The following is a 21,040-nucleotide window of genomic DNA, read 5'->3' on the forward strand; positions in this document are numbered from 1 at the left end:
CTTTTTGGACGCGAGGAAGCGGGGCCCCCGCCTGCGCGGGGGCGACGAGGTTGGTTGATGCGATCCAGGGTTCGAGCCCGAAAGCCTACCATCCACGGACAGGAAGCAAATCATGGACCGCCTGATCTACACCGCCGTCTCCGGCATGAACGCCTCGCTCAACCGCGAGCGCGTCATCGCCAGCAACATGGCCAATGCGCAGACGATCGGCTTCAAGGCCGAGATCCTGCAGGCGACGCCGATGACGCTGGAAGGCCCGCAGTTGCAGACGCGCAGTCTGTCGAGCACCGAAGTCACCGGCGCCTCGATGAAGGCGGGCGGGCTCAACCGCACCAACTACCCGCTCGACGTCGCCATGCAGGGCGATGCCATGCTGGCGGTGCAGGCAATGGACGGCCAGGAAAGCTACACCCGGCGCGGCGACCTTTCGGTCACCGTGACCGGCGTGCTGCAGAACGGCGACGGGCTGCCGGTGATCGGCCAGTCCGGCCCGATCACCGTGCCCCCCGGCGCCAAGCTCACGATCGGCCCCGACGGCGGCGTCCTCGCATCGGACCCCGAGACGCCGGACGCGGCCCCGCAAGTGCTCGACAAGCTCAAGCTCGTCAGCACCACGGGGACGCAGATCGCCAAGGACGTGGCCGGCCAGTTCCGCGTGCCGAACGGCGGAATCCTGCCGGTGGACGAGAACGCTCAGGTGATTCCCGGAGCCCTCGAACAGTCCAACGTCAACCCTTCCGAGGTACTGGTGGAGATGGTCGCGGCGCAGCGGCTTTTCGACATGCGGACCAAGCTTGTCCAGACCGCCGGCACGCTCGACGAAGCCGGCGCGCGGCTGATGCGCCTGGATTGATCCAGAGCCCCTGAGAGGAACTTTAGATGCCCAGTTCAGCACTGCAGGTCGCCCGCACCGGGCTCGAGGCGCAGGACACGCGGATGCGCGTGATCGCGAACAACCTCGCCAACGTCTCGACCACCGCGTTCAAGCGCGACCGCGCCAACTTCGCCACGCTCGCCTACCAGGACGCGCGGGTCGCGGGCGCGCAGTCCTCGACCGAGACCGCCTATGCCACCGGCCTGAACCTGGGCACCGGCGTCGCGGTCCAGTCGACCACGCGCATGGAAACGCAGGGCTCGCTGCAGACCACCGGCAACTCGCTCGACGTGGCGCTCGACGGCGACGGCTATTTCCAGGTGTCGATGCCCGGCGGCCAGCTCGCCTATACCCGCGCGGGCAACTTCAGCCGCTCGGCCGAGGGCCAGCTGGTGACTTCGCAGGGCTACCCCGTGCAGCCCGCGATCACCGTGCCCGAAGGCGCGACCACGATCACCATCTCGGACGACGGCACCGTCTCGGCGCAGCTTGCCGGGCAGTCGGAGCCGAGCCAGCTGGGCCAGATCACCGTGGCCAGCTTCACCAACCCGGTGGCGCTGCAGTCAGCGAGCGACAACTTCATGCTCGAGACCGCGGGCAGCGGTCCGGCGCAGATCGGCATCGCCGGCCAGGAAGGCCGCGGCCACGTCCGCCAGGGCATGCTCGAAGCCTCCAACGTCAACATCGTCGAGGAGCTGGTCGACATGATCGAGACCCAGCGCGCCTACGAGATCAACTCGAAGATGATCTCCGCCGTCGACGAGATGCTGCGCAACGCCAACCAGACGCTGTGATGACCGCCAGCCGCTTTCCCCTTCTCGGCGCTTCGCTCGCCGTGCTTGCCCTCACCGCCGGCCCCGCGCTGGCGAAGAAGGCGCCGCAGCCCTCGGGCTTCGAGGCCACGCTGCCCGCGCCGCTGCCCGCCATGCCCGCGGCCGCGACGGGCGGCATCTTCAACGTCTCCGCCGGCTACGCGCCGCTCTACCAGGGCACTCGCGCGGCGCGGGTCGGCGATCCGCTGACGATCCTGCTGGTCGAGAGCACCACCGCATCCAAGGCGGTCAGTTCCAAGAGCGGCAAGAGCGGCTCGCTCGGCGTCCAGCCGCCGACCAAGGGCATCATATCGAAGCTGCTGAATGCCGACGCACTCAAGGCCGGTTCGAACTCGTCGTTCAACGGCCAGGGCAACGCCGCGCAGACATCTTCGCTCAATACCACGCTGTCGGTCACCATCGCCGAGGTCCGTTCCAACGGCACCGCGCTGGTCCGGGGCGAGAAGAAGATGCTCATCAGCCAGGGCGACGAATGGGTCCGCTTCTCCGGCATCGTGCGCCTCGCCGACATCGACCAGGAAAACCAGATCGCCTCCGACCGCGTGGCCGACGCCCGCATGGAATACACCGGCAAGGGCGCGCTCCAGCAGGCCAGCAAGCAGGGCTGGCTGGGGCGGTTCTTCAACGTGATCTCGCCGTTTTGATGGTGCCGACGATGAAAATCGCCCTCTTCAGGTTGTGTGCGGGCGTGCTGGGCGCCCTCACCCTCCTCGCCGCCCCGGCCCACGCCGAGCGCGTGCGCGACCTCGGACAGTTCCAGGGCGTGCGCACCAACCAGCTGACCGGCTACGGCGTCGTCGTCGGCCTGCCAGGCACGGGCGACGACAACCTCGAATACCTGACGCAGGCGATGAAGGGCGTGTCGGGCCGCATGGGCCTGAACCTGCCGGCGGGCGTCGCCCCCGGCCTCAAGAACGCCGCCGCCGTCGTCATCACCGCCGACCTGCCCGCCTTCGCCAAGCCGGGCCAGCGCATCGACGTCACCGTTTCGACCATCGGCAAGGCCAAGTCCCTGCGCGGCGGCGCCCTGATCCTGACCCCGCTCTACGGCGCGGACGGGCAGGTCTACGCGATGGCGCAGGGCAACCTCGCGGTCGGCGGGCTCGACGCCTCGGGCAAGGACGGCTCCAAGGTCACCGTCAACATCCCGACCGTGGGCCGCATTGCCGAGGGCGCCAGCGTCGAACGCGCGGTCGCCACCGGCTTCGACGCGGGCGAAACCCTGCGCTGGAACCTGTTCGAGGCCGACTTCCTCACCGCCAGCCGCGTGCGCGATGCGATCAACAAGCGCGTGCCCGGCATCGCCACCGTCGAGGACGGCGTGACGCTCGCGCTGCGCCTGCCCGGCGACGCCGACAGCCGCGCCAGCATGATGGCCGCGATCGAGATGATCGACGTTTCCCCGGCCGAAACCGCCGCGCGCGTCATCGTCAACAGCCGCACCGGCACCGTCGTCATCAACTCCGCCGTGCGCCTGTCCCCCGCGGCGATCAGCCACGGCAAGCTGACCGTGCGCGTCGAGGAGAACGAGCGCGTCTCGCAGCCCGGCCCGTTCAGTGGCGGCAGGACGACGACCGAGAACCGCTCCAACGTCTCGGTCGAGGAGGAGCAGCGCTCGGTCGCGCTGTTCAAGGGCGGCGCCTCGCTGTCCAAGGTGGTCGACGCGCTCAACATGCTCGGCGTCACCCCCTCCGATCTCGTGGCGATCCTCGAGGCGCTCAAGCAGGCGGGCGCGCTGAAAGCGGAAATGGTGGTGATATGAGCACGATCCTCCCCCCCGTCGCCGGCATGGCGACCAAGGCCGACGCCACCGACCGCGAGAAGCTGAAAGTCGTCTCCAAGCAGTTCGAGGCCGTGTTCGTACGCGAAATGCTCGCCGCCGCGCGCAAGACGAGCTTCGGCAGCGAAGGCGGTGCAGGCGACATCGACGGCGGCCAGGGCCTCGACACCTTCCGCCAGCTCCAGGACGAACGCTTTGCCGACGTGACCGCGCAGAGCGGCACGCTGGGCCTCGCCAAGATCATCGAGGCGCAGATGGCGCGCTTCGTGGATGCGGCGCCGGGCGGCTCGGGGCAGGCTCCATCGGCCGATCCGAAGAAGCCCGGTTCGTGACCGCCCGCGCGGCGCCCGGCCCTTTAACCATCCGCCGCCCTGCCGTTCTAACAACACGAACCCCGCACACACGCAACGGACCCCGCTAAACCATGGGCGCAGACCTCCTCTCCATCGGCAGTTCCGGCGCGCGCGTCGCCCGCAGCGCGCTGGACGTGACGGCGAACAACATCGCCAATGCCTCGTCCGAGGGCTACGTGCGCCGCAGCGTCGCGGTGAGCGAGGTTTCGGGCGGCACCAACCCAGCCGCGCCGACCGCGATCAACCTCGCGGGCGCGCGGATCACCGGGATCGTGCGCAATGCCGACGCCTTCCGCCAGTCCGAAGTGCGCCGCACCGGCTCCGACGCGGCGCGCGCCTCGGCCGAAGTGCAGGGGCTCGAGAACGTCGAGTCCGCGCTGGAACAGACCGGCGTCTACCCATCGATCGTCGCCTTCGAAGGGAGCATCAAGCAGCTGCTGTCCGACCCCACCGACGGCAGCTTGCGCGCGCAGGCGGTCGAGAACGGGCGCACCCTGGCGCAGACTTTCAACACCGCCTCGCAAAGCCTCGACGCCGCCGCGCGGGGCCTGCAGTTCGAGGCGCAGGACGGCGTCAACCAGGTCAATCGCATCGCCGGCGAACTGGGCCGCGTGAACCTACGCCTGATGCGCTCCGCCGACACTTCCAGCGACCAGTCGGGCCTGCTCGACCAGCGCGACGCCCTGCTCCAGCAGCTGAGCGACCATGCCGATATCACCACCACCATCAATGCCGACAAGTCGGTTTCGGTGATGCTGGGCGGCCCGACCGGCGCCGCGCTTGTCTCGGGTGCGACAGCGAACACGCTGGCGATGACCACTGCCGCCAAAGGCACGCTGTCGTTCACCGTGAACAGCCAGGCGACCACGCTCAGCTCGGGCGCGATCGCGGGCAAGGCGCAGGCACTGGTCGAACTGGGCGGCGCGCGCACGCAGCTGGACACCATCGCCGCCGGCATCGTGACGACCATGAACACCGCGCAAAGCTCCGGCGTCGACCTCGCGGGCAATGCCGGGCAGCCGCTGTTCTCCGGCACGAGCGCGGCGAATATCGCCATGGTCGCGGCGAGCGGCAGTGCCATCGCCACGGCCCCCGCGGGCGCGGCGGCGGGCAGCCGGGACGTGACCAACCTCACCGCCATGCGCAGCGCGCTCACTTCGGCCGACCCGGCGGGGGCGATGGACACGCTGCTGTTCGGCGTATCCAGCGCCGTCGCGGGCCGCACCACCACGCGCGACGCGCTCGAATCCATATCGACGAGCGCCCGGACCGCGCTCGCGGCCCAGGCCGGCGTCAACCTCGACGACGAGGCCGTGAACCTCGTGCGCTTCCAGCAGGCCTACCAGGCCTCGGCGCGGGTGATGCAGGTGGCCTCCGACATCTTCGATTCCATCCTCGCGATCAGGTGAGCCAGCCATGACCACGATCTCCACCAGCACCGGCGCCTTCTTCGACAAGTCGCGCATCGACATGAAGGCGCTGCGCTCGCAGGCCGAATCGCTGCAGTCGCAGCTGTCCAGCAGCAGCCGGCTGGACCGCTCGTCGGACAACCCGGTCGCCGCCTCGCGCCTGCGCGCGCTGTCGCGGCAGGAGACGCTCTCGCAGATCGACACCGCCAACGCCACGCGCGCCAATGCCGACCTGACGCTCGCCGACTCGTCGATGTCCGACATGGCCGACGCGATCATCCGCGCGCAGGAACTGGCGACGCAGGCCGCCTCCTCCACCCTCACCGGCGAGCAGCGGGCCTCGATCGGCACCGAGCTGGAGCAGATCAACCAAAACCTGCTGGCCCTTTCGAACGCCCGCGATTCCAGCGGCCACGCCCTGTTCGGCGGCGAGACTTCCGGCGACGCCTACAAGCTCGACGCCTCGGGCAAGGCCGCTTACGTCGGCACCGCCAGCGTGGAGGAACTGCCGCTGGGCGAAGGCCAGAGCGTCACCCGCTCGATGACCGGCCCGCAATTCCTCAGCTTCACCGGCAAGGACGGCAATCCCACCGACGTCATGGCGACGGTGAAGGCGCTGTCCGACGCGCTGAAGACCGGCTCCGCCACCGGCGCCGCCGCCAGCGACGCCCTCGCCAACCTCCAGACCGGGCTCGACACGCTCTCCACCGGGCAGACCGTGGTCGGCACCCGCCTCGCCTGGATCGAGCTCACCGGCGAGCGGCGCACGGACCTCTCCCAGCTTCGCTCCACCGAGCAGGCGGACATCGGCGGCACCGACATCGCCTCCACCATGGCGCGGCTGCAGGAAACGCTGACCGTGCTGGAGGCCAGCCAGGCCAGCTTCTCAAAGCTCGCCGGGCTCAGCCTGTTCGACCAGCTGCGCTGATAATCCGCCGTCCCCGGTCGAACCGGGAGACGCAGAACCTCCGCCCACGCAATTGTGCCTAACCGCTGGAAAAAGCGAAACTAACCAACTGTGAGCTACACCACTTCGCACACGGAAGCGTGATTCCGGCCGCCCGGCCCCGCGCCCGAAACCGGTTTCCCACACGAAGGACCCTAACTCATGTTCGCAATCATCGGCGTCGTCATCCTGCTGGTGATGGTCTTCGGCGGCTTCGCGATCACCGGCGGCGCGCTGGGTCCGGTGCTGGAAGCGATCCCGCACGAGATGCTCATCATCGGCGGCGCCGCGATCGGGGCGATCGTGACGGGCAACTCGATGCACGAGCTGAAGGGCCTTGGCGGCGGGATGATGAAGGTGTTCAAGGGCCCCAAGCACAACAAGCAGGACCACATCGACGTCATCATCCTGACGACGCGCCTGATGAAGATCCTGCGCTCGGACGGGCCGGTCGCGCTGGAAAGCCATGTCGCCGACCCGAAGTCCTCCGCCATCTTCGCCGAATTCCCGCGCATCCTCGGCAACGCCGCGCTCGTCCACCTCATCGCCGACACCCTGACGCTGATCGTCGTCTCCTCGGGCACGCTGGAGGTCCATGCGGTCGAGGACGTGATGGACAACGCGATGAAGACGCATTTCCACGAAGCCCACGAATCCCAGCACGCGCTGCAGGGCCTTGCCGACGCGCTGCCCGCGCTCGGCATCGTCGCCGCCGTGCTCGGCGTGGTGAAGACCATGGGCTCGATCGACAAGCCGCCCTCGATCCTGGGCGGGATGATCGGCTCGGCGCTGGTCGGCACGTTCATGGGCGTCATGCTCGCCTACGGCATGGTCGCGCCGATGGCGGGCCGGCTCAAGCAGGTGCTGGAGGCCGACGAGCAGATCTTCCACGCGGTCAAGCAGGTCATCATCGCAAGCCTCCACGGCTGGCCGCAACCGCTGGTGGTGGAATCGGCGCGCTCGGGCCTCGGCCATGCGTTCCGCCCCAGCCTGTCCGACCTGCTCGACGCCATGCGGGGCAAGTGACGTGGCGAAAAAGCCCGACGAACCCGTCCGCCCGATCATCGTCAAGAAGATCACCGTCGTCGCCGGTGGTCACCACGGCGGCGCGTGGAAGGTCGCCTATGCGGACTTCGTGACCGCGATGATGGCCTTTTTCCTGCTGCTGTGGATCCTGGGCGCCACTACCGAAAAGCAGCGCAAGGGCATCGCCGACTACTTCTCGCCCACCCTGGTGAAGAACCGCAAGTCCGGCTCGGGCTCGGGCACCGGGCTGCTCGGCGGCACCTCGCTGACCGCCAAGGACAAGCTGCCCCACCCCGGCGGCAGCGGCAACAAGGCGATCACCGTCCCCAAGGACACCACCGGCGGCCCGAAGGAAGGCGCCAAGCGCAGCCAGCGCGCCAAGCAGGAGGTCGAGGCCAAGCTCCGGTCCACCGAGCGCCTGCGCCGGCTGGCCAAGCAGGTGCGCCTCGTCGACACCACCGAGGGCGTGCGCATCGACCTTGTCGACGACGCCAATTTCTCGATGTTCCGCATGGGCACCACGATCCTGACGCCAGAGGCCTCGGAACTGATCGACGCGCTGGGGCAGGCGCTGACGGACGACAAGGGCGGGCTCACCCTGCGCGGCCATACCGACGCGCTGCCCTACAAGCCGGGCACCGCCGGCAACAACTGGTCGCTCTCCGCCGGCCGCGCCGAGGCCACGCGCCAGGCGCTGATGCGCGACGGCATCGGCGAAGACCGCTTCCGCCGCATCGAAGGCGTTGCCGACAAGGAACTGCTGATTCCGGCCGACCCGCACGACCCGCGCAACCGGCGGATTTCGATCACGGTGCTGGACTAGGCGACGTCTCCCAAGGAACTTCGTCATTGCCAGGTCGGGATTGAGAACACCGTCGCCCCCGCGAAAGCGGCGGCCCCGCTTCACTTGCGCCAAAGCAGAACAAGCGGGATCCCCGCCTGCGCGGGATGACGAGGGTATTGGGCTTACGTGCCACCACAGCCCCATCGCGTCTGCGATCCGCCGCCCCTTGCACCCCGCCCCCGCGCGCAGCACCATCCCTCGCAAAACAATGGGAGAGCGCCAATGCCATTCACCGGGCCGGTCGAGGACCGCCTCGCCATCCGCGAGCTTTACGGCACGTATGTGGACGCCAGCTGGCGCCGCGACCGGGAACTGTGGCTCTCCACATTCACTGAAGACGGCCGCTGGACCAGCCACCTGTTCGACGCGAGCGGCCACGCCGCGCTCGCCGAAACGTGGGACGGACTGTGGAAGGACTGGGCCTCGGTCGCCTTCCTCACCGAGATCGGCTCGATCGAGATCGCCGGCCACAGCGCCACCGTACGCAGCTACGCCCGCGAGGTCGTGCAAACCCACGAAGGCGCGATTTTCAAGCTTTGCGGCCGCTACGAGGACGCGCTGGTCCGGAAGGACGGCGCGTGGAAGTTCGCCCGGCGCGACTACACCCTGACCATCGGCGAGTTTCCGGAGTGACGTTCTCCGGCCCGACCTTCACTGGCGACGCGGCCGACCGCATGGCAATCCGCGAGCTGATGGAATGCTACGCCGACGCCGCCTCGCGCATCGACAAGGCGCAGTGGCTCGGCTGCTGGGCGCCGGACGCGGTGTGGGGAATGCGGCAGGGCGACGTGGTCGGGCTCGAAGCGCTGTCCCGGACCTGGGACATGATCTTCGCCAGCGTCGACGCGCTGGCCTTCTTCGCCATGCCCGGCGCCATCGCCGTCACCGGCGACACTGCCAGCGCCCGCTGCCACGTCCGCGAGATCGTCCGCAGGGGCGGCGAAGTGACCAGGCTGTCGGCGCGTTACGACGACCAACTGGTGCACCATGATGGCCGCTGGAAATTCGCGCGCCGGGCCTATGTCATGAACATCGAGGAGTAGGCTCGCCCGCGGGGAGCGGGCGTTTGTCGATCGGGCTCGTACGAGCGCTCCGCCTGTCCCAGCCGCCGACAAGCAGCGTGCCCCTCGCAAATACCGAAACGCCCGGCGGTCAGGGGACTGACCGCCGGGCTGGGCCCTCCGGGGGGACGGGAGGCCGTGAGGGTATCCGGTAAACTTAGCGCAGGAGCGACAGGACGTTCTGCTGGCTCTGGTTGGCCTGCGCCAGCATCGCGGTGGAGGCCTGGCTGAGGATCTGGGCCTTCGCCATCTGGGTGGTCTCGGTCGAGTAGTCGGCGTCCTCGATGCGGCTGCGCGCGTCGGACAGGTTGGTGACGTTGTTGGTCAGGTTGTTGATCGCCGATTCGAGACGGTTCTGGCCGGCGCCGAGCGAGGCGCGGGTGGCGTTCACGTCCTTGAGCGCGGCATCGACCTTGGTCAGCGTGGTCGAAGCCAGGGTCGAGGAGGTCACGTCGAGCGCCGAGGCGGTGAGGTTGGTGCCGTCGATCGCCTTCGAGGTCAGGGTGACCTTCTCGCCCGAGTTGGCGCCGGTCTGGATGTCGAAGCTGAGGTCCGAGCCCGAGGTGGTCGAAAGCAGCGTGTTGCCGTTGAACTTGGTCTGCGTCAGCGACGAGCTGATCTGCGAGGTCAGCGCGGTCACTTCCTGCTGCATCGCGGCGCGGTCGGAGGTCTGGTAGGTGCCCGAGGCCGACTGGATCGCCAGCTCACGCACCCGCTGCAGCATATTGCTGACTTCCGAGAGCGAACCCTCGGCGGTCTGGGCCAGCGAGATGCCGTCGTTGGCGTTGCGGATGCCCTGGCCCATGCCGCGGATCTGCGAGGTCATCGAGGTCGAGATGGCGAGGCCGGCGGCGTCGTCCTTGGCCGAGTTGATGCGCTTGCCGGTCGACAGGCGCTCCATCGCGGTGCCGAGCATCTTGTTGGCGGCGTTCGAAGCGTTCGAGGCGCGAATCGCGCTGATGTTGGTGTTGATGACAGACATGATGTGGTTCCCGTGTAGTCCCGAAAGAGTGTCCCGAAGGTGCGGCCCGGTGGAAGTGCCATCCGGCCCGCTGCCAGTCCCTAGAGCGGCAGGCGCGCGGGAACTTTAAGCCCCGCTGTGCAACTAGCGCCAAAAGCCCCGAAAACCGCCATATTCCCCGCCTCGACCGAGATGGCTGGCCAAGCCGCGCGCGCTTTTCAGGCCCTGATCGCCTCGCCCGCCCCGCCCTCGCGCGCGCGAAGAGAACCTGCAGAAACTTGCCGATTAAGGGCATCTACGCGGCCTTAAATTACCGCTCTTTTTGCCGTTAACCACGCATAAGCGGCTTCAAGGAACTGGTTAATTCCAAGGGAATTGAGCGTTATGGCCGCACTGGAAATCAACGACGACACAGCTCGCCTCCATGGCCCGCTGCTCCAGCGCGCCGGCGCGATCGCGGCTTCTCTTTTCGATGTCTCTGCAATCGATTTTCGCGACACGTCGGACCGCAGCCCGCTGCGCCCCCGTACCCGCTGCGTGCGCCTGTCGCGCGGGGCCGTCCCGGCCCTGTCGCGCGATGGTGCGTCGCTGACCTCGGTGACCTACACCGACCCCGTCAGCGAAACCTCCCTCGCCATGCTGCTCGCCGCGATGGCCGGACCCGAGGACCCGATCGCCGCCGATCCCGAGAGCCTTTCGGTCTTCGCGCTGGCCGAGCGTCTTGCCGCCAGCGACATCCCGGTGCTCATCAATGGCCCCACCGGGACCGGCAAGGAAGTGCTCAGCCGCTTCATCCACACCCGCTCGGCCCGCCGCGAGCAGCCCTTCATCGCGGTCAACTGCGCGGCGATGCCCGAGACGATGCTGGAGGCCATGCTGTTCGGCCACCAGAAGGGCGCCTTCACCGGCGCGACGGCGGCGAGCGAGGGCTTCATGCGCGCGGCGGACGGCGGCACCCTGCTGCTCGACGAGATCGCCGAACTGCCGCTCCCGCTCCAGGCCAAGCTGCTGCGCGCGCTGCAGGAGCAGGAAGTCGTGCCGATCGGCTCGACCCGCGCGATCAAGGTGGACGTGCGCGTGATCGCCTGCGCCAACCGCGACCTGCCCACCGAAGTCGCCCAGGGCCGCTTCCGCGCCGACTTGTTCTACCGCCTCAACGTCTTCCCGCTCGAACTGCGTCCCTTGCGCGAGCGCGCGGACGACATCGCCCCGCTCGCCTTCGCGATGGCCCTGCGCCATGCCGCCGGCATCGCGGGCAGCACCGCCTCGGTGCCCAGCTTCACCGAAGGCGCGCTCGCCATGCTGCGGCTCCATTCGTGGCCGGGCAACGTGCGCGAACTGGAGAACGTGGTGCGCCGCGCGCTGCTGCTCGCCCACGGCGCCAGGCAGATCACGCCCGAGCATATCGTGTTCGACAGCCCCGCCCGCCTCGTCAGCGCGCCGATCGGCGGGCTCGAGATGAGCCTCGTCCACCCCGCACCGGTCGAGGCGATGGACAGCGACCGCAAGCTTTCGAGCATCGTCCAGCATTCGGAAGCCCGCGCCATCGTCGAAACGCTCGATGCCTGCGGCGGCAACCGCCTGCGCGCCGCCCGCGAACTCGGCATCTCCGAGCGCACCCTGCGCTACCGCCTCGCCTCGATGCGCGAGGCCGGCATCGAAGTCGGCCGTACCGCGATCGGAGGCGGCCGATGAGCAGCCTTCCCGGTATCGGCGGCATCAGTGGCATGGGCGGCGGCGGCGGCATCCAGCAGATCCTGCAGCTGCGCCAGCAGATCATCTCGCGCAACGACCTCCTGCGCGAGATCCACACCGCGCAGGCGGCCAGCCAGAGCACCGGCGTCGCGCAGAACCCGGGCCCGGCGAACGGTTTCACCTCGGCGCTGCAGGACGCGCTGGGCAGCGTCAACGCGGTCCAGCAGCGCTCCGAGGACCTCTCGGTCGCCTACGAGAAGGGCGAAGTCACCGACGTCGCCAAGGTCATGCTCGCCCGTCAGGAGGCCGGCGTCGCCTTCGAAGCCACCCTGCAGGTGCGCAACAAGCTGCTGTCCGCCTACCAGGACATCATGCGGATGGGAGTCTGACTAGATGGCCGACCTTGCTCCAGCCTCGGGCCTTCCCGCACCCGCCTCCCTGTTTTCCGGTCTCTCCGACGGCAGCGGCGGCAGCGTCCTGACGCGCCTCTCCTCGTTCACCGCGCAGCCGGCGGTGAAGAAGATGCTGCCGATCTTCATCGGCCTCTCCGCCATCGGCGGCGCGGCGCTCACCTGGAGCATGATGGCGCCCTCGCCCCAGCGCGTGCTCTACGCCCAGCTCGACGACAGCGAGCGCGCGGGCGTGGCCGAAGCGCTCGACGCCGCGCAGATCCAGTACGCGATCGACAACCAGACCGGCGCGCTGACCGTCTCCGAGGGTGACTTCTACAAGGCCCGCATGCTCGTCGCCTCGGACGGCGCGCTCGCGACGCCTGAGACCGGCGACCAGATGCTCGACAAGCTGCCGATGGGCGCCAGCCGCACGCTGGAAGGCGAGCGCATGCGCTCAGCCCGCGAGCACGACCTGCAGCTGACCATCGGCCAGATCGACGGCGTCGATTCGGTGCGCGTCCACCTTGCCGAGGGCGAGAAGTCGGTCTTCGTGCGCGACAACCTCGCGCCGACCGCCTCGGTCATGGTGCGCCTCAAGTCCGGGCGCCAACTGAGCGACGGGCAGGTCTCGGCCATCCTCAACCTCGTCGCCGCCTCGGTGCCGGGGCTTTCGCCCGACGCCGTGCGCGTGGTCGACCAGCACGGCCGCCTGCTGTCCGAGGGCCAGGGCGCCGATAACGACCGCCTCGACATGCAGGCGCGCCTCGAGGCCAAGCTGCGCGAGCAGGTGGCGCAGCTGCTCACCCCGATGCTGGGCGACGGCAAGTTCACCACCGAGACGCAGGTCGAACTCGACATGGATCAGGTGACCGCCGCACGCGAAAGCTACGACAAGGACGGCGTCGTGCGTTCCGAACAGCTGCAGCAGTCGCAGACCTCGGGCCCACCGCAGGCCGGCGGCGTACCCGGAGTGCTCTCGAACACCCCGCCGCCCGCGACGCAGGCCACCGCCGGCCCGCCGCAGGGCACCACTCCGGCGGCTCCCGGTGCCGCGCCGACCAACGGCGAAAGCTCGACCAGCAAGACTTACGAGCTGGGCCGCCAGGTCTCGGTTTCCGAAACCGGGCCGGGCGGGATCAAGCGCCTGACCGTCGCCGTCGCCATCAGCAAGGACGCCATGAAGGGCGCCAAGGCCAAGGACCTCGCCGACCTCGAAGCGCTGGTCAGCGCCGCCGTCGGCGCCAACCCGCAGCGCGGCGACGTCGTCAAGATCGTCACCCGCAGCTTCGAGCCTGTCACGGTCGAGGCCACGCCGTTCTACGAGACGCCGTGGTTCGCCATGGTCGTACGCAACGGCGCGGCGGTGCTCGCGGTGCTGCTGGTCCTGCTGCTGGGCGTGCGCCCGGTCATCAAGGCCATGCGCGGCGACAAGCCGGCCAAGGCGAAGAAGGGCAAGAAGGGCGCGGCCGATGACGCCGACGAGGCGCCCGGCCAGATCGCCCTGCCCGCGCACAATACCCTCACCGCCATCCCCGGCACCGATGGCGTCGCGGTGGAAGTGAGCCGCGCCGACCTGCTCGCCCGCCAGCTTGGCCTGGCCCAGCGCATCGTCGCCGAAAAGCCCGAGAGCGCGGTCCACGTCCTGCGCCAGATGCTCGCCGAACCGGTCCCCGAGGCCCAGACCAAGGCCGCCTGAGAAATGACGCAGCTTATGCCGATGCAGCCAGCGGACAGCGCCGCGGTCATGATGATGCTTCTGGCCGAGGACCAGACCGCCGAGATCCTCGCCGCGCTCGACCCGCAGGAACTGCGCCTGCTGGGCGAGAAGATGGTCGCGCTGGGCGAGATCGGGCCGGACGTGATCGCCGAGGCCATCGCCGGCTTCGTCGCCAAGACCGAGCGCATGGGCCTCGTCGCGCACGACCGGGTGGGACAGGTCCACGCGATGATGAGCCGCGCGGTGGGCGAGGTGAAGGCGGAGAACGTCATGCGCCGCATCGCGCCCGCCGCCCCGCAGACCTCGCCGCTGGAACTGGCGCGCTGGCTGACGCCCGACGCGCTCGCGCCGCTGGTCAAGGGCGAGCATCCGCAGGCCATCGCGGTGCTGCTGATCCAGCTCGACCCCGAAGTCGCCGCCGCCGTGCTCCATGCGCTGCCGCCGCAGGTCCAGCCCGAGATCGTCCACCGCATCGCCACGCTCGGCCCGGTCGCCCCCCACGCGATCGAGATGCTGGAGGAACTGCTCTCGCGCCGGATCACCGAAAGCCATGGCCAGCGCCCGCTCCAGATGGGCGGCGCGCGCGAGGCGGCGGAGATCATCAACGGCGTCGGCAAGGTCGTCGAGAAGCACGTCATGGGCGCGCTCACGAAGCGCGACAAAGTGCTGGCGCGCCAGATCGAGGAGGAGATGTTCAAGTTCGAGCACCTCTTCGTGCTGGACCCCCAGAGCATGGGCGCGCTGCTGCGCGATGTCGCCAACGAGACACTCATCGACGCCCTCAAGGGCATTTCCGAGGAGGAGCGCGAGGTGTTCTTCCGCGCCATGTCGAGCCGCGCCGCCGACGGCGTGCGCGACGAGATCGCCGCGCGCGGCCGCGTGAAGCTCGCCGACGTGGTCGTGGCCCAGAAGGAAGTGGTGGCCGTCGCGCGCAAGCTCGCCGCCGAAGGCACCATCGCGTTCGGTGCGGGCGGGGACGACGACTATGTCTGACCTCGGCTTCACGCTCGCGCAGACCACCGCGCTGCATACGAGCACCGTGCGCCCTCGCGTCTCGCTGGTCGAGGCGCTGGGGCAGCCGGCGGGCTTCCGCCCCAGCGCGCGCTTCGGCGGTGCCTCGGGCCTCGCGCCATCGCACCGCGAACGCGCCATCGCCGAGCCCGACCTGCACGACCCCCTCGCCGACGCCTACGCGCGTGGCTACGCCGAGGGCCATGCGCAGGCGAGTGAGGAAGCAGAAGCCCGCGCCGCCGCCATCGACGCGGCGCGCGAGACGCTGTCGCTCTCGTTTTCAAGCCTCGACGCGGTGCTGGAGGAGGATTTGCGCCTGCGCCTGCGCGACACCGTCGCGGCGCTGTGCGAGGCGGCGCTGGCGCCGCTCGTGCTCGACGAAGCCGCGCTCGCCCGCCGCATCGAGCGCGCCGTCGCCATGCTGGCGCGCGCCGACGACGAGCGCGTGGTCCGCCTGCATCCGGCCGATATCGAACTCGTCTCGGAGCGCCTGTCCGCCGAATGGCAGGTGGTGCCCGATCCCAAGCTCGAACGCGGCACCGTGCGCGTCGAAGGCACGATGGGTGGGGTCGAAGACGGCCCCGGAAGCTGGCGCATGGCCATCGCCGAAGCGCTTCACCAGGGGTGAGTGATCGCACGGAGACGACCTGAAACGGATTTGCAGAGGCTGGAACGATGACCCATTCCCGAGACTCCGCCGCCTCGATTCTCGCCGACTTCGCTGCCGCCCCGCTCGACCTCGCGCCGCGCCGGTTCGGCACCGTCACTGCCTGCGACGGCGGATTGCTGGAGGTCAGCGGCCTCTCCGTCCCGGTCGGCGCGATGTGCCGGGTCGCGGGCGGGCAGGACAGGACCTTCCCCGCCGAAGTCATCGGCTTTCGAAGCGGGCGCACGATGATGATGCTCCTGGGCGACACGATCCTGCTGCGCCCCGGCGCGCGCGTGGTGCCCGAAGGCCACCCCGGCATGCTGCCCGTGGGCGAGGCGTTCCTCGGCCGCGCGGTCGACGGCGAGGGGCTGCCGATCGACGGCGGGCTGCCCATCCACACCCGCCTCGAATGGCCGGCGGGCGGCGTGCGCACCTCCGCGCTCGACCGCAGCCCAGTGCGCCTGCCCTTCGACACCGGGGTGCGCGCGCTCAATGCCATGACCACCTTCGGCGTCGGCCAGCGCATCGGCGTGATGGCGGGTTCGGGCGTCGGCAAGTCGGTGCTGATCGACATGATCGCCCACGGCGCCAGCGCGGAGATCATCGTGGTCGGCCTGATCGGCGAGCGCGCCCGCGAGGTCTCGGACTTCGTCGAGCGCCACATGCACGACGCCAAGCGGCACAAGACGGTCATCGTCGCGGTACCCGCCGACCACGCCCCGAACCTGCGCCTGCGCGGCGCGATGCTCGCCACCTCGATGGCCGAGCACTTCCGCGCGCAGGGCAAGCGCGTGCTGCTGATCCTCGACAGCCTCACCCGCGTCGCCCACGCCGGGCGCGAGATCGGGCTGCTGCTGGGGGAGCCCGGCGCGGCGCGCGGCTATCCCCCTTCCGCCCTCGCCACGATCACCAAGCTGGTCGAGCGTGCGGGCAATTCGGCGGCCAGCGGCGGCTCGATCACCGGGCTCTACACCGTGCTCGCCGACGGCGACAACCAGGACGACCCGGTGGTCGACACCGCCCGCTCGATCCTCGACGGCCACATCGTCCTCTCGCGCGAACTCGCCCAGCGCGGGCAGTACCCGGCGATCGACATCGCCGCCTCGCTCAGCCGCGTGATGAACGACATCGTGCCGCCGGCGCACCAGCAGCTCGCCCGCACCTTCCGCGCGCTCACCGCCAGCTACGAGGCCAACCGCGACCTCGTGCTGATGGGCGCCTACCGCACCGGCGCCGACCCGCAGCTCGACCGGGCCATCGCCATGCACGGCGCGCTGACCGGCTTCCTGAGCCAGCCGCAGGGCGAAGTGGTCAGCCTCGATGCGAGCGCGGCGCAGCTGGCGGGACTGCTGGAATGACCGCCGACCATAAGAAGCTCGCACGCCTCAACCGCCTCGAAAGGCTGCGCGCCATCGCCAAGCAGACCGCCGCGACCGAGGCGGCGCAGGCCGAGAGCACGCTGGCGCAGCTGAAGATGCTTTCCGACCGCACGCGCGGCCTCGCCAGCGGCTATGCCGCCCGGCGCGATGCGGCCGACGGGGCGGCGCTGCACCATGTCGGCCGCTTCGTCGGCGGCCTCCAGGCGCTCACCCGAACCACCGATGGCGATGCGCTGCGCGCGCAGTCCATCGCCGACGCCAAGCAGCAGGCGCTGGCCGAGGCCGAACGCCGCCGCGCCGCCATCGAGGACCGCGCCGACCGGCAGGCCCGGCACATCGCCGGAAAGGCCCAGCCTCCCGTCCTGACCAGTCGCCGAACGAATGGCACGGAACTTGAATAGACACCGCCGACGCCAACGAGGACCGGCCCCGCATGATCCAGACCACTGCCCCGACGCTCACCGCCAGCGCCCTGCCGACCGCAGCGGGCGCGGCGTCCCATGCCTTGCCAGGCATGCCGGGGGCGGATTTCGCGGCGCTTCTGGGGCTTCCTCAGGCGGCGGTTGCCGTGACGGCGACACCCCCTTTTCAAACGGGTGAGGCCGCGCTCGGCGCCTTGCCCGGCACCGCGCTTCCCGACAGCGTCAGGGAAACCCGCGAGGGCCTTGCCGCCCTGGCGCTTCAGGCCGGGGTTGCGGCCTCTCTGCCCGCAGGAGGCGGCGTGACGAACGCCTTGCGGTTCGCCGCGGCAGGCGTGGAGCGTTCCGCCGAGCCCGCCCCCTCCCCCGCGCCTTCCTTCGCCGTGAATCTCGAAAATCCGGGGGTTCCCGCCAGTTCCTCCCTGGCATTGGCCATCGCGTTCGCCCCGCAGGCCGCCCCGGTCGCGGCCGTGAAGCCGGCGCCGCCGCCGGGAGAAGTCGCGCCTGCGCAGGTTCCGCCCACGAAGGCCGCGCCGGACACCGTGCCGGAGCTTCCCGCATCCACGCGGCCGCCGCTCGGCGCGGAGGCGCCGCCTGTCGCCGTCGTCGCCCTTGCCCCGCCGCCGGGCGGCAACAGCGGCAAGGCGAGCGGCAAGATCTTGCCGTCCGCCAGCCTGACGCCGCACGGAAAGCCCGAACCCGTCATCGCCGATGGGGAGCCCGAAACGCCGCTTTCCACCGACGCGGTCGATCCTCGAGCGGCGGACCAGACCTCCGCGCCTGCCGCCCCGGTGCCCGCCCCTGCGGATGCGCTTCCGGTGGTGCCGCTGGCTCTGGCCATCGCTTCCCCGGCGGCGCCCGTCGTCGCGTCGCAGCGCCCCGCACCCGCCGCTCCGACGCCGGAATTGCCACGAACCGAGCGCGCCGCCCCAGCGGTTGCCCGCGATGCTGCGGCCACAGGCGGCGTCCCGGCGCAGCCTGCGGCACTCTCGCAGGTGCGCGCGGTCAGGCTTGAGCCCATCGCGATCGTGGCCGCCGACGCGCCGGAGAGCATCCCGGCATCCCCTGCCGCCCCGGCCCACACCGCGCCGGCTCCCGCCGCCGCCGACCGCGCCGCACAGCCCGCGCCCGAGATGCGCCTCGTCGATGTTCACGCGCCCGCGGCGACAGCGCCGGCGCCGGCCGCTCCCGCACCGCTGACGCCGCCGCGTGCGGACGACGCCGCCCCGGCCGTCGATCCGGCCGCCGTCGCCCCGGCCCTCGCCGCCGCCGATTCGAAGCCCGCACCGACAGGCGCGGCCCGGCCGACGCCGTCCGAGCCTGCCGCCGAACCGGCCGCCGGACAGGTGGCCCGGCAGGTGGCCTCTCCCCGGCAGGACAACCCCGCTCCGCCGCAGAAACCCGTGGCCCCGGCCGCTCCCGTCCAGATCGCGGGCGCCGCCGAGACCCCGGTCCTTCCCGCCGAGCCACATCGGGAGCCTGCCGTGACACCGGCCGGCACTCCCCCGACAGAGGGCGAGAGCCGCGCGCCGAAGACGGCCGAGGCGCAAGTCGCACCGCTCCTCGCCCGGGATACGCCCTCGCACCTCGCGGCGCCGCCGGTCCTCGCCGATGGCCTGCCCATGCCGCCGGTCGGCGCGCCTGACGGGTCCAGCGCTCCGGCGCCCGTCCCGTCCGAGACGCCGCAGGACTTCGCCACGCTGGTCTCCCGCCTCGCCGAAGCGCGCGAGGCGGCGGCGCCCCATGTCGTGCGCACCGCGATGGCGCATGGCGAGTTCGGCCGCGTCTCGATGCAGCTCGACCAATCGGGCGGCGGCTTTTCGGTGACGATGGCGAGCCGGGACCCCGAGTTCACCGGCGCCGTGCAGGCCGCCGCCGCCGCGATGGCCGGCAACGCCTCGCCGGGCAGCGACCAGCCTCGGCAGGAGGGTTCGGCGGCCCAGCAGAACACTGCCCAGAACTCCGCACAGGCGCAGCCCCAGAACGGACCCCAGGCCGCTGCCGGCAGCGGTCAGGGCCAGCAGGCACGCGCCGACACCGGCGGGCAGCCGCCGCGCCGCGAGGGCGACAGCTTCCAGCGCCGTCAGGAGCAGGAACAGCCGGGCACCCCGCCGCGTGCCCGGGGCGAACAGCGCTCCGGCGGCGGCGGCGTCTACGCCTGACCGCGGCAAATCCGGGGCGATCAACAGGGACATGCGTGAATGAGTGACAAACCTGCCGGCGATGGTGCCGACACGCCGAAGAAGAAGGGCAAGATGGGGCTGATCCTCGTCGCCGTGGGCATGCTCGTGGTCGGCGGGGGCGCCGCCTTCGGGCTCATGGTGACCGGCGTGATCGGCGGCGGCCATGCCGAGGAAAAGAAGAAGGAGGAAGGCCCCCAGCTCGTCCGCAAGGGCGAGGAGGATCCCTATGCCCCGCCCGCCAAGGAAGGCGAGGGCGAAGGCGGCGGCGAGGAGGCCGAGAGCGAAGGCGGCGACGAATACCGCACCGCGTACTTCACCTTCACCGAGGACTTCACCTCCAACCTCAAGGACACCGACGCGATGGTCCAGGCCAGCATCGCCTGCTCCACCCGGCGCGACGGGCGGGTGCTGCAATGGCTTGCCAAGCACGAGCTGGCGATCCGCTCGCGGCTGCTCGAAATCCTCGCCGACACGCCGGAGGACGACGTCACCAGCCTCGACGGCAAGGAGCGTCTGAACAAGCGGATGACAGCCGCGATCAATCAGGTCCTGATCCAGAAGGAAGGCTTCGGCGGCGTCGATGCCGTCTACTTCCGCAACTTCGTCATCCAGTGATGGCGCAGGACACGACCCCCAAGGCCCGGCACTGCGCCGAACTGCTGGGTGCCGGTCCCTCGATCGGAGAGATGGTGCGCCCGCTCGCCAAGCTGGGCGAGAAGCTGGCGCGCACGCTGCCGGGCGGGCTCGGCCGCCTGACCGGCGGCGATGCGCCGGTGGTGCGCATCGGCATCCCCGCGGAGGGCACGCTCGGCGGCATCGCGGGCGAGGATGCCGCGCTGGCCGCGCACAGCCTCATGGGCCTCGGCCCCCGGCGCCTGCCGCTGCTCGCCACGTTCGAGGCGGCGCCGGTGCTGCGCCTGCTCGACCGCGCGTTCGGCGGGCGGGGCATGGTGCCCGATCCGCTGCCCACCGCCTTCCCGCTCTCCGCCGAACTGCTGCTCGCGCGCATAGAGGACGCCATCGCCGCCGCGCTCAGCGCCGGGCTGGGCGGCGACGAGACGCACAGGGTCAGCCCGCTGCGCCGCGACACCGACCTGTCCCAGCTCGCCCCCTTCGCGCCCGCCGAGCCGCTGCTGCGGATCGTGCTGGAGGTCGAGGAAACCGGCGCGCAGCCGTGGTCGCTGGCGCTCGCCTTTCCGCTTTCTACGCTCGCCGCCGCGCTCGTGGTGCCGCGCCGCCAGCGCCGGGCAGCGGCGCGTGTCCCCCGCCCCGGCCCCGGCGATGAACCCTTCGCCTCGATGCCGCTGGAGGTGACCGCCGTGCTCGTCGACATGAGCCTGCCGTTCTCGCGCCTCTCGGCGCTGCGTCCGGGCGACGTGCTTCCGGTGACGGTGGCGCGCTCGGTGCCGCTGCGGGTCGACGGGCGGACGATCGCCGCCGGCACCGTCGGTGAAGTCGAGGACCGGGTCGCGGTCCAGCTCCAGCATGCGTTCTGATTTGGAAAGATG

22 protein-coding genes are annotated in these 21,040 nt (G+C 70.4%); 21 read left to right on the plus strand and 1 reads right to left on the minus strand.

What is annotated here, in order from left to right:
- Positions 1 to 112: 112 nt before the first annotated feature.
- The 11 genes from AC07M9_RS11970 (at position 113) to AC07M9_RS12020 (ending at position 9,108) form a co-directional block, all read left to right on the plus strand.
- A complete protein-coding gene (locus AC07M9_RS11970) occupies positions 113 to 853 on the plus strand; it encodes a flagellar basal body rod protein FlgF (RefSeq protein ID WP_494883977.1) in 741 nt (246 codons plus the stop codon).
- A gap of 26 nt (positions 854 to 879) precedes the next feature.
- Positions 880 to 1,668 carry a flagellar basal-body rod protein FlgG gene (flgG, locus tag AC07M9_RS11975; protein WP_494883978.1) on the plus strand — a complete coding sequence of 263 codons (789 nt, stop codon included), beginning with the start codon at positions 880 to 882 and terminating at the stop codon, positions 1,666 to 1,668.
- A complete protein-coding gene (locus tag AC07M9_RS11980) occupies positions 1,668 to 2,351 on the plus strand; it encodes a flagellar basal body L-ring protein FlgH (protein WP_494883979.1) in 684 nt (227 codons plus the stop codon). Before flgG ends, AC07M9_RS11980 begins: the two co-directional genes overlap by 1 nt.
- Positions 2,352 to 2,362: 11 nt before the next feature.
- Positions 2,363 to 3,469: a flagellar basal body P-ring protein FlgI gene (locus AC07M9_RS11985; RefSeq protein WP_494883980.1), complete on the plus strand. Its 1,107-nt coding sequence runs from the start codon at positions 2,363 to 2,365 to the stop codon at positions 3,467 to 3,469.
- The gene (locus tag AC07M9_RS11990; protein ID WP_494883981.1) at positions 3,466 to 3,819 is read left to right on the plus strand and encodes a rod-binding protein; all 354 of its coding nucleotides are present in this window, start codon (positions 3,466 to 3,468) and stop codon (positions 3,817 to 3,819) included. The genes AC07M9_RS11985 and AC07M9_RS11990 overlap by 4 nt, the downstream gene beginning before the upstream one ends.
- Before the next feature lie 92 nt (positions 3,820 to 3,911).
- On the plus strand, positions 3,912 to 5,249 hold the full coding sequence (flgK, locus tag AC07M9_RS11995) for a flagellar hook-associated protein FlgK (protein ID WP_494883982.1): 1,338 nt from the start codon (positions 3,912 to 3,914) through the stop codon (positions 5,247 to 5,249).
- A 7-nt stretch (positions 5,250 to 5,256) separates the two neighbouring features.
- Positions 5,257 to 6,177 carry a flagellin N-terminal helical domain-containing protein gene (locus tag AC07M9_RS12000; protein ID WP_494883983.1) on the plus strand — a complete coding sequence of 307 codons (921 nt, stop codon included), beginning with the start codon at positions 5,257 to 5,259 and terminating at the stop codon, positions 6,175 to 6,177.
- Between the two features lie 180 nt (positions 6,178 to 6,357).
- Positions 6,358 to 7,221, plus strand: a complete 864-nt coding sequence (gene motA, locus AC07M9_RS12005; protein WP_494883984.1) for a flagellar motor stator protein MotA — start codon at positions 6,358 to 6,360, stop codon at positions 7,219 to 7,221.
- 1 nt (position 7,222) lies between these two features.
- Positions 7,223 to 8,044 carry a flagellar motor protein MotB gene (locus AC07M9_RS12010; protein ID WP_494883985.1) on the plus strand — a complete coding sequence of 274 codons (822 nt, stop codon included), beginning with the start codon at positions 7,223 to 7,225 and terminating at the stop codon, positions 8,042 to 8,044.
- Positions 8,045 to 8,287: 243 nt separating this feature from the next.
- Positions 8,288 to 8,698, plus strand: coding sequence for a nuclear transport factor 2 family protein (locus AC07M9_RS12015; RefSeq protein WP_494883986.1), 411 nt, complete (start codon positions 8,288 to 8,290; stop codon positions 8,696 to 8,698).
- Positions 8,695 to 9,108, plus strand: a complete 414-nt coding sequence (locus tag AC07M9_RS12020) for a nuclear transport factor 2 family protein (protein ID WP_494883987.1) — start codon at positions 8,695 to 8,697, stop codon at positions 9,106 to 9,108. Before AC07M9_RS12015 ends, AC07M9_RS12020 begins: the two co-directional genes overlap by 4 nt.
- A 175-nt stretch (positions 9,109 to 9,283) precedes the next feature.
- On the opposite strand, the gene AC07M9_RS12025 is transcribed toward AC07M9_RS12020, so the two are convergent.
- The gene (locus AC07M9_RS12025) at positions 9,284 to 10,108 is read right to left on the minus strand and encodes a flagellin N-terminal helical domain-containing protein (protein ID WP_494883988.1); all 825 of its coding nucleotides are present in this window, start codon (positions 10,106 to 10,108) and stop codon (positions 9,284 to 9,286) included.
- A 363-nt stretch (positions 10,109 to 10,471) separates the two neighbouring features.
- Here AC07M9_RS12025 and AC07M9_RS12030 point away from each other — a divergent pair, with 363 nt between their 5' ends.
- The 10 genes from AC07M9_RS12030 to AC07M9_RS12075 are packed head-to-tail and all read left to right on the plus strand — an operon-like array spanning position 10,472 to position 21,028.
- Complete coding sequence (locus AC07M9_RS12030) at positions 10,472 to 11,782, plus strand: sigma-54 interaction domain-containing protein (RefSeq protein WP_494883989.1); 1,311 nt, start codon at positions 10,472 to 10,474, stop codon at positions 11,780 to 11,782.
- Positions 11,779 to 12,171 carry a flagellar hook-basal body complex protein FliE gene (fliE, locus tag AC07M9_RS12035; protein WP_494883990.1) on the plus strand — a complete coding sequence of 131 codons (393 nt, stop codon included), beginning with the start codon at positions 11,779 to 11,781 and terminating at the stop codon, positions 12,169 to 12,171. The genes AC07M9_RS12030 and fliE overlap by 4 nt, the downstream gene beginning before the upstream one ends.
- Positions 12,172 to 12,175: 4 nt before the next feature.
- Positions 12,176 to 13,870 (plus strand): flagellar basal-body MS-ring/collar protein FliF, encoded by a 1,695-nt coding sequence (fliF, locus tag AC07M9_RS12040; protein ID WP_494883991.1) that lies wholly within the window; start codon positions 12,176 to 12,178, stop codon positions 13,868 to 13,870.
- 15 nt (positions 13,871 to 13,885) lie between these two features.
- Positions 13,886 to 14,884 (plus strand): flagellar motor switch protein FliG, encoded by a 999-nt coding sequence (gene fliG, locus AC07M9_RS12045; protein ID WP_494883992.1) that lies wholly within the window; start codon positions 13,886 to 13,888, stop codon positions 14,882 to 14,884.
- Positions 14,877 to 15,530 carry a FliH/SctL family protein gene (locus AC07M9_RS12050; protein ID WP_494883993.1) on the plus strand — a complete coding sequence of 218 codons (654 nt, stop codon included), beginning with the start codon at positions 14,877 to 14,879 and terminating at the stop codon, positions 15,528 to 15,530. The genes fliG and AC07M9_RS12050 overlap by 8 nt, the downstream gene beginning before the upstream one ends.
- A 47-nt stretch (positions 15,531 to 15,577) precedes the next feature.
- Entirely contained in the window at positions 15,578 to 16,909 is a 1,332-nt protein-coding gene (locus tag AC07M9_RS12055; protein ID WP_494883994.1) for a FliI/YscN family ATPase, read from the plus strand.
- Positions 16,906 to 17,331, plus strand: coding sequence for a hypothetical protein (locus tag AC07M9_RS12060; protein WP_494883995.1), 426 nt, complete (start codon positions 16,906 to 16,908; stop codon positions 17,329 to 17,331). Before AC07M9_RS12055 ends, AC07M9_RS12060 begins: the two co-directional genes overlap by 4 nt.
- Before the next feature lie 32 nt (positions 17,332 to 17,363).
- The gene (locus AC07M9_RS12065) at positions 17,364 to 19,511 is read left to right on the plus strand and encodes a hypothetical protein (RefSeq protein WP_494883996.1); all 2,148 of its coding nucleotides are present in this window, start codon (positions 17,364 to 17,366) and stop codon (positions 19,509 to 19,511) included.
- 39 nt (positions 19,512 to 19,550) lie between these two features.
- Positions 19,551 to 20,147, plus strand: coding sequence for a flagellar basal body-associated FliL family protein (locus tag AC07M9_RS12070; RefSeq protein WP_494883997.1), 597 nt, complete (start codon positions 19,551 to 19,553; stop codon positions 20,145 to 20,147).
- Entirely contained in the window at positions 20,147 to 21,028 is an 882-nt protein-coding gene (locus AC07M9_RS12075) for a FliM/FliN family flagellar motor switch protein (protein ID WP_494883998.1), read from the plus strand. Before AC07M9_RS12070 ends, AC07M9_RS12075 begins: the two co-directional genes overlap by 1 nt.
- Positions 21,029 to 21,040 lie beyond the last annotated feature (12 nt).

The sequence above is a fragment of the Novosphingobium sp. GW821-FHT09E05 genome, assembly GCF_059416165.1.

Excerpts from the sequence above, each read along its gene's own strand:
- AC07M9_RS11970 (WP_494883977.1), top strand. The coding sequence starts at position 113 with ATGGACCGCCTGATCTACACCGCCGTCTCCGGCATGAACGCCTCGCTC.
- flgG (WP_494883978.1), top strand. The coding sequence starts at position 880 with ATGCCCAGTTCAGCACTGCAGGTCGCCCGCACCGGGCTCGAGGCGCAG.
- AC07M9_RS11980 (WP_494883979.1), top strand. The coding sequence starts at position 1,668 with ATGACCGCCAGCCGCTTTCCCCTTCTCGGCGCTTCGCTCGCCGTGCTT.
- AC07M9_RS11985 (WP_494883980.1), top strand. The coding sequence starts at position 2,363 with ATGAAAATCGCCCTCTTCAGGTTGTGTGCGGGCGTGCTGGGCGCCCTC.
- AC07M9_RS11990 (WP_494883981.1), top strand. The coding sequence starts at position 3,466 with ATGAGCACGATCCTCCCCCCCGTCGCCGGCATGGCGACCAAGGCCGAC.
- flgK (WP_494883982.1), top strand. The coding sequence starts at position 3,912 with ATGGGCGCAGACCTCCTCTCCATCGGCAGTTCCGGCGCGCGCGTCGCC.
- AC07M9_RS12000 (WP_494883983.1), top strand. The coding sequence starts at position 5,257 with ATGACCACGATCTCCACCAGCACCGGCGCCTTCTTCGACAAGTCGCGC.
- motA (WP_494883984.1), top strand. The coding sequence starts at position 6,358 with ATGTTCGCAATCATCGGCGTCGTCATCCTGCTGGTGATGGTCTTCGGC.
- AC07M9_RS12015 (WP_494883986.1), top strand. The coding sequence starts at position 8,288 with ATGCCATTCACCGGGCCGGTCGAGGACCGCCTCGCCATCCGCGAGCTT.
- AC07M9_RS12025 (WP_494883988.1), bottom strand. The coding sequence starts at position 10,108 with ATGTCTGTCATCAACACCAACATCAGCGCGATTCGCGCCTCGAACGCT.
- AC07M9_RS12030 (WP_494883989.1), top strand. The coding sequence starts at position 10,472 with ATGGCCGCACTGGAAATCAACGACGACACAGCTCGCCTCCATGGCCCG.
- fliE (WP_494883990.1), top strand. The coding sequence starts at position 11,779 with ATGAGCAGCCTTCCCGGTATCGGCGGCATCAGTGGCATGGGCGGCGGC.
- fliF (WP_494883991.1), top strand. The coding sequence starts at position 12,176 with ATGGCCGACCTTGCTCCAGCCTCGGGCCTTCCCGCACCCGCCTCCCTG.
- fliG (WP_494883992.1), top strand. The coding sequence starts at position 13,886 with ATGCCGATGCAGCCAGCGGACAGCGCCGCGGTCATGATGATGCTTCTG.
- AC07M9_RS12050 (WP_494883993.1), top strand. The coding sequence starts at position 14,877 with ATGTCTGACCTCGGCTTCACGCTCGCGCAGACCACCGCGCTGCATACG.
- AC07M9_RS12055 (WP_494883994.1), top strand. The coding sequence starts at position 15,578 with ATGACCCATTCCCGAGACTCCGCCGCCTCGATTCTCGCCGACTTCGCT.
- AC07M9_RS12060 (WP_494883995.1), top strand. The coding sequence starts at position 16,906 with ATGACCGCCGACCATAAGAAGCTCGCACGCCTCAACCGCCTCGAAAGG.
- AC07M9_RS12065 (WP_494883996.1), top strand. The coding sequence starts at position 17,364 with ATGATCCAGACCACTGCCCCGACGCTCACCGCCAGCGCCCTGCCGACC.
- AC07M9_RS12070 (WP_494883997.1), top strand. The coding sequence starts at position 19,551 with ATGAGTGACAAACCTGCCGGCGATGGTGCCGACACGCCGAAGAAGAAG.
- AC07M9_RS12075 (WP_494883998.1), top strand. The coding sequence starts at position 20,147 with ATGGCGCAGGACACGACCCCCAAGGCCCGGCACTGCGCCGAACTGCTG.